This window comes from Geomonas sp. (assembly GCF_035254065.1).
Taxonomy (GTDB): Bacteria; Desulfobacterota; Desulfuromonadia; order Geobacterales; family Geobacteraceae; genus Geomonas.
The window spans coordinates 1-9483 of sequence record NZ_DATFBA010000233.1 but is presented as its reverse complement, the minus strand read 5'-3'; the positions used below and the strand labels follow the sequence as shown (position 1 = coordinate 9483).

The window sequence follows — 9483 nt, the reverse complement described above, 5'->3', positions numbered from 1 at the left end:
GTGACGGAGACCTCTGCCGCGCTGGTAACTGAACCACCGGCACCGGTGCAGGTCAGCTTGTAGGCCGTGGATTCCGCAGGTGTTATGGTCATGGAGCCCTGCGGTTTGACCGGTCCGATTCCCGGTTGTATCTCGCAGTTAGTGGCATTTTCCGAGGTCCAGGTAAGGGTTGCAGCCTCACCCTTCGCTATGGAGCCCGGATAGACCAGCAGTACGTCCACTTACCGGCAAGAGAGCTATGGATACATTAAGTTAGATCGTTGCAACTTGGAGTATACGGTTGCCGGCAAATACCCGGTCGGCAGCTTCTATGACATCAAGTACAGCGACATCGATCTGTCCAGCATCAACCCGCAGGAATCGAAAACCAGCCACGACTATACTGCCTTTCTCGTTCTCAGTTTCAATAAGCATCTTGATTACAGTACGAGCAGTAGCAGTCTCAAAATAAAGACCATCGTGATCAATACTTCCGACGACGAAGCCGCCCAGAAACTCTATACAGCCTTTCTGCACCTGGGAGACCTATGCAGGCATGGAGCCCACGACTCGTCGCAGTGATGGTAACTACTGCGGTCACCCTTGCGCTTTTTGCGGCAGATCAGCAGACATTGTCCCGCTAGCGCCACGCTCTCTCCAAGAAACTGCCACCCGCCGCGTTCCGCCCCTGTCGCGCAAAGAGGGCGGCCCGCAGTTCGAGCCGCCCTCCCACTTATCCCACCGCTGCCGTTGGGCTAGATCAGGCCGTGAGCCACCATCGCTTTGGCGACCTTGATGAAGCCGGCGATGTTGGCGCCGTTCACGTAGTTGCCGGGGGTGCCATACTCGTCGGCGGTCTCGTAGCAGAGGTCATGGATGTTCTTCATGATCTCCGCCAGACGCTTCTCGGTGAACTCGAAGGTCCAGGCGTCGCGACAGGCATTTTGCTGCATCTCCAGCGCCGAGGTGGCCACCCCGCCCGCATTGGCAGCCTTGCCCGGACCATAGGCAATCCTCGACTCAAGGAAGATCTTTACACCCTCGGGCGTGGTCGGCATGTTGGCACCTTCACCCACGGCTATGCAGCCGCTACGCACCAACCGCGCCGCGTCTTTTCCGTTGATCTCGTTCTGGGTAGCCGAGGGCATGGCCACCTGGCAGGGTATTTCCCAGATGTTGCCGCCGGGAGTGTAGCGGGCGTCCTTGTAATGGCTTGCGTACTCCTCGATCCGCTGCCGCTTTACCTCCTTGAGCTCCTTGATGAGGTCGATGTCCAGCCCTTTTTCGTGGTAGATCACGCCATTGGAATCCGAGCAGGCCACGCACTTGCCCCCCAGCTGATGGATCTTCTCAATGGTGTAGATCGCCACGTTCCCCGACCCGGATACCGTGCAGATTTTCCCGTCAAAGGAGTCTCCGCGCACCTTGAGCATGGCGTCCACGAAGAAGGTGGCGCCGTAGCCGGTCGCCTCGGTCCTCACCAGCGATCCACCCCAGTCAAGCCCCTTGCCGGTCAGCACGCCAGGCTCGTAACGGTTGGTGATCCGCTTGTACTGGCCGAACATGTAGCCGATCTCCCGGCCGCCGACACCGATATCTCCAGCGGGGACGTCCGTGTGCTCTCCGAGGTGGCGGTACAGCTCCGTCATGAAGCTCTGGCAAAAGCGCATGATCTCGCTGTCCGACTTCCCTTTGGGGTCGAAGTCGGAACCACCCTTCCCGCCGCCGATGGGGAGCCCGGTGAGGGAGTTCTTGAAGATCTGCTCGAAGCCCAGGAACTTGATGATCCCCAGGTAGACCGACGGGTGGAACCGGAGCCCACCCTTGTAGGGGCCAAGAGAGCTGTTGAACTCAACCCGGAAGCCCCTGTTGATGTGGACCTCGCCTGAATCGTCCTGCCAGGGGACCCTGAAGATGATCTGCCGCTCCGGCTCACAGATCCTCTGGATGATCTTGCGCTCCCCGAATTCCGGATTCTTCACCAGCACCGGCCCCAGCGACTCGAGAACCTCGCGGACCGCCTGGTGGAACTCCACCTCCGCCGGGTTGCGGCGCAAGACCTCCTGAAAAATCGGTTCGATCTTCTCGTCCATCTGTACAGACATAACCCCTCCTGAATGAACCAACCGTTATTTATTTGGGGTGCCAGCACAGTTGGCGCCCTCAAAGGTGCCAGTTTTATACGCATTACATGTATAAAAATCAAGCATATTCTGCCCATTTTTTGCACAGAAATGCCTTTTTATTAGGCAATAATGTTTTTAAAGGCAGACGCTGCACCGCAACAATTCAAAATCTTTGGTTTTTTAAAATTGTTACCTATAGCACATGTGATGCTTATTTAGGCAGGCACTTCTCCATCAGCGAGGCATAAATTTAATTAGATGATCATAAAATATTTCGGGAAGCTGCTGTCATAGCAAACGAAAGGCCCCTGGCGTCATGCCAGGGGCCTTTCGTCGTTTCCGCTCCGGTTCTTCCGGCCGTGAAAAACTTTCCGGGCGGCTTTGTCGGCTACCTCCGCGCCCCCCCGTCCAGCACGCCTCAATTGAGGGAGGAGAGGCCTTCCCTGATGGCGAACTTGGTGAGCTCCGCGATGCTGTACAGGCTGAGCTTCTTCATGATGCTGATCCGGTGGTTGTCGACCGTCTTCTGGCTCACCCCCAGGGCAAGGGCGATCTCCTTGGCACTTTTGCCGTCGGCCACCAGCTGGAGGATGTGCCTCTCGCGTGAGGTCAACAGCTCCCATCGCGAATCCTCCTGGTCGGGAATCCGCCGCATGAACTCGCTGAGCAGCATGTTGGTCACTTTGGCCGGCAGGTAGTGTTCGCCGCCCACCACGGTTCTGATCGCGGTGACCAGTTCATCGGCGCCCACATCCTTGAGCAGGTAACCGCCGGCTCCAGCCTTGAGCGCTTCCACCACAAAATGTCGCCCCGACTCCATGGAAAGCACCAGCACATGGACCCCTTGCGACTCCTCGATTATCTGCCTGGTTGCCTCTATCCCGTTCAGCTTGGGCATGAACAGGTCCATCAGGATCAGGTCAGGGGTCAGCTCCCGTGCCATAGATACGGCCTCTTCGCCGTCCGTCGCCTCCCCCACCACTTCTAAGTCTTCGTATTGTTCCAGCACCGACCGCACCCCCTCTCTCACGATGCGGTGGTCGTCGGCAAGCACAATCCTCACTTTCATAGCAGTGCCCCCCTTCTGGTTCCTGTTCGGGGCCGCCCGGCTACTGGAGGGAACAACGGGCCGGCACCCGATGGCTTCCTCTGAGGCTTTCGTCTCATTAGCGATTATACCGTAGGGAGAAGTTGGAAGGCAAGACTGACGGGGGCGCTCACCGCGCCGGGGAATGGAAGGGAGGCGCCCCTTCCGAGGGGGCCTCCCTCAGAGGGGGTCAAAGGTCACTTTGAGTCTGGATACAACGGTTGATCTCATCGATCAGGCTCTGCAGGCTCATCGGCTTGGAGACGTAACCGTCGAAACCGACACTGACCAGCCGCTGCCGTTCATCCTTGAAAGCGTGGGCGGTGAGCGCGATGATGGGGATCCGCTGCCCCAGCCGGGTCTCCTCCTGCCTGATGATGCCGGCCGCCTCTATGCCGTCCATGCCGGGCATCTCGACATCCATCAGGATCACGTCGTAACTGCCGCTTCGCCATTTCTCGACGGCAATTTTGCCGTCCTCGGCGGTCTCCATGCTGTTGCCGAACCTGGCCAGCATCTTGACGGTGATGTCCCGGTTGATCTGGTTGTCCTCGGCCACCAGTATGTTGAGCGGCTTCCCCTGCCAGGCTGCTCTGGCGGGGGTGTCGGCCTTGGCAGGAGGGCTCCCTTCCCCGACTGGCTGGTAGAAGGGGATCAGCATGTGGAAGCTGCTTCCCCCACCCTTGCTGCTCTCTGCCCAGATCCGCCCACCCATCAACTCGACCAGGCTCCTGCTGATGGAGAGCCCGAGACCGGTCCCTCCGAACTTCCTGGAAATCGACATGTCCTCCTGGGAGAAAGGGGCGAAGATCGCCTCGATGGCGGCAGGGTCGATACCGATGCCGGTGTCGGTGACGCTGATCTTCAGTGAGGTGATGTCGTCGATGCGGCCGTCCACCGAGACGGCGATGGTTATCCCCCCCTTGTTGGTGAACTTGATCGCGTTGCCGACGATATTGAGCAGGACCTGCTTGAGGCGCAACGCGTCCCCCTTGAGGAGTTCGGGGACGTCGCTGCCGATCTCGGTGGCGAAGGTGAGCCCCTTGGCGTGGACGCTGGCGCTTTGCGACTTGATGATGTCATTGATGCAGGTCCTGACACTGAACTCGCGCGACTCCATCTCGACCCTGCCGGCCTCGATCTTGGAGAGGTCGAGGATGTCGTTGATCACGGCAAGCAGGCTCTGCGCCGACACCCTCACCACTTCCAGCCCCTCGCGCTGGTCTTCGCTCAGGTCCGTGTAGGAGAGGAGCTCCACCATCCCCAGGATGCCGTTCATCGGGGTCCTGATCTCGTGGCTCATGTTGGCGAGGAACTCGCTCTTGGCCCGGCTGGCGGCCTCGGCCAGTTCCCGCCCCTGGATCTGGTCAGCTTCGGCCTGCTTGCGGTCGGTGATGTCGAAGCAGTAGCCGATGAAGCCGGCCAGGCTGCCGTCCAGCTGGCGGTAGGGACGGGCGACGTCCAGGATCCAGCGGTACTCGCCGTCGTGGCGCTGCAGCCGGTACTCGATCTCGAAGGGCTCCTTCTTCTGGAAGGCCGCCGATCTCGCCATCCCCCAGCGCTCGAGGTCGTCGGGGTGGATCGCCTGCAGCCAGTGGTCGCCGCAGTTCGCGCTGCACCCGGTGAAGTCCATCCAGGTGTTGTTGAACCAGTCGCAGCGGGCCTCGGTATCGGTGCGCCAGATCAGCACCGGCGCCTCGGCCAGGATCCCCAGGTAGTGGTCCCGCGCCGCGGCCAGCATGCTCTCCACCTTCAACCGCTCCTCGATCTCGCGCTTGAGCTCGGCGGTCCGCTCCTCGACCTTTTGCTCCAGCTCCTCGTTGAGCCGCAGCACCTTGAACTCGGCGGCCTTGATGGTGCTGATGTCGGTGAAGGTGATCACCACCCCCTCGACCTGGCCGGTCTCGGAACGGAAGGGGAGGACCCGCTTGAGGAGCCAGGTGTTGTCGCGGGTCTGCTCCTCGGTGGCGATGGGCGCGCCGGTGGCCAGCACCTTCTTGATGTCGGCGAGCATCTCGTCCTGGCGGGAGAGGTGGTAGGCGATGTGGTCGATCGGGCGGCCGATGTCCTGCGGCATCAGCTTGAAGAAGGAGACGATGGCGGGGTTGTACTTGCGGATGCGCAGTTGGCGGTCGAGGAAGACGGTGCCGATGTCCAGACTCCCGAGCAGGTTCTCGTGGTCGTTGTTGAGCAGCTTCAGCTCCAGGTTCTTGCGCTCGAACTCGGAATTGACCGAATAGAGCTCCTCGTTGACCGAGTGCAGCTCCTCGTTGGTGCTCTGCAGTTCCTCGTTGGAGGCCAAAAGCTCCTCGTTGGTGGCCTGCAGCTCCTCGTTACTGGTCTGCAGCTCTTCCACCGTGGTCTGCAGGCTCTCGCGGGTCGACTGCAGCTCCATCTCGAGGTCGGCGATGTGCTGGCGGAAGGAGTGCTCGACGTCGAGGTAGGCCTCCCGGCTGTCTCCCTCCTCCGGGGAGGGGGGAGGGGGGCCGGCCTGCCGCAACCGCTCGAAATAGACGTGGTAGTGGGTGGTGTGGGTCTTTTCGTCGAAAAGCGGCGCCACCGTCAGGTCGATCAGCTGCTCTTCCTTGCCGTGCCCCACCCTCACGTTCTGGGTGACCGCATTCTGCCGGCTCTTCTCGGCCCGTTGCAGCGCGGTGCTGAGCGCGATGTGCAGTCTGTCCTCGGCCAGTGCCAGCAGGTTATGCTCCGCCCTCCCCTCCGGCATCTTCAGGTACTCGGCGATGTTGCCGAAGTAGTGGATGATCTGCCGGTTCTCGTTGATGAGGACCCCGGGGGGCATGTGCCTGCGCAGAAGGTTGTCATAGTCGGAGAGCACCTGCCGGTCGATGCTGACCATGCGGCTGCTGGCGGGCTGGAAGACGGTGACCGGGATGCTCGACTGCATCCGTTCCACGCGGTTCGCCTCGATGTTGAGGGCGAGCTTCAGGTCCCGGATCTTGCTGAACAGCTTGTGCTGGTTGGCGACCACCTCGAACTCGCCCACAAAGGTCCCCAGTCCCTCGCTGCTCCCTAAAAAGAGCAGGCCACCTTTCTTGAGGGCGAAGTGGAACAGGGAGATCACCCGCTCCTGCACCTCCGGCTGGAAGTAGATCAGCAGGTTGCGGCAACAGACCAGGTCGAGCTTGGTGAAGGGGGGATCGTTCAACAGGTTGTGGGGGGCAAAGACCACCAGCTTGCGCAGGTCAGAGGTTACCCGGAACAGGTCGCTCCCCTCCCTCTTGAAGAATTTCTCCAGGCGCTCCAGGCTCACATTGCCCAGCCGGGCGCGGTCGTAGAGCCCCTGGGAGGCGAACTCCAGCGAACTCTTGTGGACATCGGTGGCAAACAGGGTGATCTTGCCGTTGAAGTCGAGCTCCTCCGCCTTCTCGGCGATCAGGATGGCGAGCGAGTACGCCTCCTCTCCGGTCGCGCAACCGGCCGACCAGACCCGCAGGTCCTCCCCCGGCTGCAGGTTGGCGAACAGGGAGGGGATCACGTTGGCCTCTAAAAAATCGAAGGAGTGCTTGTCGCGGAAGAACTCGGTCACCCCGATCAGCAGGTCCCGGTAGAGCTGCTCGAGCTCCTCCTGGTCGCCCGAGACGATGGCGGCGTAATCGGAAACCTCGCGAATCTGCCGAAACTCCATGCGGCGGCGGATGCGCCTGCCTACGGTGGAGGCCTTGTACTTGGAGAAGTCGAGCTTGTAGCTGCGCCGCAGCAGCGCGAAGATGGAGGCGTACTCCCCCTCGTCTTCGAAAACCTCCAGATCGCGATGGATCTTGGTGCGCACCATGAGCGGGCTGATGGCGTATTCCACCAGCACCCGCGGGATGCGGTCCGGCGCCAGGATGAAGTCGCAGACCCCGGTGGCGATCGCGTTGCGGGGCATGCCGTCGAACTGCGCGGACTCGGGGGACTGCACCACCACCAGCCCTCCGTTTTTGTCGATGGCGACCACCCCGCGCGAGCCGTCCGACCCCGTACCCGAGAGCACCACCCCCACCGCACGCTCGCCTGCTTCCTCGGCCAGCGAGCTGAAGAAGATGTCGATGGGAAGCTCCAGATGCTGGGTGGCTATCTTCTCGGTGAGGTAGAGCTTGTTGTCGCTGATGGTCATGTTGGTCTTGGGCGGGATCAGGTAGATGCAGTTGGGCTGCAGTTCCACGCCGTTGGTGACCCGGAAGATCTGCATGGAGGTGTGGCGGGCCAGCAGGTCGTCCATCAGGCTCTTGAAATCCGGCGACAGGTGCTGGATCACCACAAATGCCATGCCGGTGTCGGGGGGGGTGTTGTCGAAGAACTGCTCCAGCGCATTGAGACCGCCGGCCGATGCGCCGATGGCGACGATAAGAGAGGGCTTTACTTGCGGCGAGGTGGGTACCTCGGTGGGTGTATCCATCAACGTGTTCTCCTTAACGTCTGCTTTCGGCTTGCGTGTTTTCTCGGATGGTAGCCTGCCATCCACTATACGGTGGACCGAACATCTTTTGCAAGAGTTAGCGAGGCTGGTACGCAAAAAAATGCCCGTGTATACAGGTATTTGGGAAATATGGAAAACGGGTTTCCGTTTTTACCCCCCTGATGGTGACGGTGGCGAGCAGCTTTTCGTGATTCGCGGGGAAATGGGACCTTTCTCCGTCACGGCTAATGTGATGCCCGTTAGCTAACACCTGGTATCTCCCCCTCTCCCCTGCAACAGTCTGGCTCCTATTTATAAGTAACGCCCTAAAGCCCTCCTCAGCCGCAACTGCAGCCGGCGCAGTCAGCCGCATCCTTACACTGCTTCGGCAGCAGGCGCTCCGAAGCCCACTCCGTGATCTCTGCCCCATAGTGCACGTAAAGCTCGCCGCTGCCGGCCAGCGGTGTCTAGTCTGGCCAACGACTTTTTCGCCGCTTCGCTTCCCTTTGACATTAAAAATCGTTCTGGACTACGCTAAAAGCGGGAGTTAGAGGACCTACCACGAAAGTCTGCAAAGACGGGGAGGTAGACATGATAGGAAAAACGAACCTAGCGGGACACCCGCTGCATCCGATACTGGTGACCATACCTATCGGACTCTGGATCTTCTCACTGGCATGCGACATCATCTACCGCGCCACCAGCAACCTCACCTGGGACACCATCGCCTTCTACAGCATGGCCGCCGGTATCATCGGAGCGCTGCTGGCGGCAGTACCGGGGTTCTTCGACCTGTACTTCCTGCCACCGTCCCACGCCAAAAGGATCGGACTTTGGCACATGACCATCAACCTGACCCTGGTAACCTTGTACGTGATCAACTTCTTCTGGCGCAGGAACCTCGAACCGGCCGCGTCCGGCCCCTTCGTCCTCTCGATCCTCTCGGTCATCCTGCTGCTGGCCTCCGGGTGGCTGGGCGGAGAGATCGTCTACCGGTATGGCGTAGCGGTGTTGCCGGTTGACGAACTGAAGGCGCAGAAACCCGAGGAAGGGCGGGAGAACATCTTCGGGCTCCACCTTCATCATCGCCACTGACCCGTTCTCAGCCTAGAGCAATCTCTTCGGGAACAGGTAAAATTCTACCGAAACAGCAAACAAAAGGCCCTTGGCGATTGCCGAGGGCCTTTTTTCAGAGAGCGATGTTTGCCTGGCACTCCGTACGAACAGGAGGCGCGCCCAACAGAGCTTCAGGCAATACTCCCTCCTGAAAATTGGTGGATTTCTCTGCTGTTTCCAGCCTCCCCGCAGATGAGTTTGCTTCGTCAACTACGCCACTCCCCACAGCGCAAAAAAAGTTGGTGACGGTGCAGTCACCGGTGGCCACGGGTGGATGCAACTTCACAAATTTGCATTAAACTTTAATTTTCTTCCGTGCAGCGAGTCGCGGGGAAAACGACTTTCATGGATTCTACGGGAGCCGATCACATCGAGGAGGAGGAAACCATGGAGAGTTGGCCGAAGCGACCGGTAATCTACGAGATCAACACCTGGGTCTGGCTCCAGGAGTTGGGGACGAAGGGGAAGAGTCCAGTCACCCTCGCCAACGTTCCCGACCAGGAGTGGGACGCCATCGCCTCTTTCGGCTTCGACGCCGTCTGGTTCATGGGGGTCTGGGAGCGCAGCCCCGCCGGCATCCGGGTTGCCAGGGCGAACCCGGGGCTCCTTGCCGACTTTCGCCGGGCGCTTCCCGATTTCACCGATGCCGACAACGTCGGCTCCCCGTATTGCGTCAGGAACTACCAGGTCGATCCCCATCTCGGCGGCCCTAAGGGACTTGCCGCGGCCCGCAAGGAGCTCGCCAAGCGGGGCATGAAGCTCATCCTCGATTTCGT

Annotated in this window: 5 protein-coding genes and 2 pseudogenes; 2 read left to right on the top strand and 5 right to left on the bottom strand. The window is 60.2% G+C overall.

What is annotated here, in order from left to right; translation table 11 throughout:
* From VJ604_RS10985 to VJ604_RS10965, 5 genes and pseudogenes are all read right to left on the bottom strand, one after another.
* A pseudogene (locus tag VJ604_RS10985) lies at nucleotides 1-221 on the bottom strand (OmpA family protein); the annotation flags it as partial.
* A 31-nt stretch (nucleotides 222-252) separates the two neighbouring features.
* Nucleotides 253-516: a hypothetical protein gene (locus VJ604_RS10980; protein WP_324082439.1), complete on the bottom strand. Its 264-nt coding sequence runs from the start codon at nucleotides 514-516 to the stop codon at nucleotides 253-255.
* Between the two features lie 218 nt (nucleotides 517-734).
* Complete coding sequence (gene gdhA / locus VJ604_RS10975; protein ID WP_324082437.1) at nucleotides 735-2084, bottom strand: NADP-specific glutamate dehydrogenase; 1350 nt, start codon at nucleotides 2082-2084, stop codon at nucleotides 735-737.
* Between the two features lie 439 nt (nucleotides 2085-2523).
* Complete coding sequence (locus VJ604_RS10970) at nucleotides 2524-3174, bottom strand: response regulator (protein ID WP_324082436.1); 651 nt, start codon at nucleotides 3172-3174, stop codon at nucleotides 2524-2526.
* 208 nt (nucleotides 3175-3382) lie between these two features.
* Nucleotides 3383-7591 (bottom strand): chemotaxis protein CheB, encoded by a 4209-nt coding sequence (locus VJ604_RS10965; protein ID WP_324082433.1) that lies wholly within the window; start codon nucleotides 7589-7591, stop codon nucleotides 3383-3385.
* A gap of 591 nt (nucleotides 7592-8182) precedes the next feature.
* On the opposite strand from VJ604_RS10965, the gene VJ604_RS10960 reads away from it, so the two are divergent.
* Both VJ604_RS10960 and VJ604_RS10955 read left to right on the top strand, forming a co-directional pair.
* Nucleotides 8183-8686: a DUF2231 domain-containing protein gene (locus VJ604_RS10960; RefSeq protein ID WP_324082431.1), complete on the top strand. Its 504-nt coding sequence runs from the start codon at nucleotides 8183-8185 to the stop codon at nucleotides 8684-8686.
* 366 nt (nucleotides 8687-9052) lie between these two features.
* A pseudogene (locus VJ604_RS10955) lies at nucleotides 9053-9483 on the top strand (hypothetical protein); the annotation flags it as partial.

Excerpts from the sequence above, each read along its gene's own strand:
- gdhA (WP_324082437.1), bottom strand. The coding sequence starts at position 2,084 with ATGTCTGTACAGATGGACGAGAAGATCGAACCGATTTTTCAGGAGGTC.
- VJ604_RS10970 (WP_324082436.1), bottom strand. The coding sequence starts at position 3,174 with ATGAAAGTGAGGATTGTGCTTGCCGACGACCACCGCATCGTGAGAGAG.
- VJ604_RS10965 (WP_324082433.1), bottom strand. The coding sequence starts at position 7,591 with ATGGATACACCCACCGAGGTACCCACCTCGCCGCAAGTAAAGCCCTCT.
- VJ604_RS10960 (WP_324082431.1), top strand. The coding sequence starts at position 8,183 with ATGATAGGAAAAACGAACCTAGCGGGACACCCGCTGCATCCGATACTG.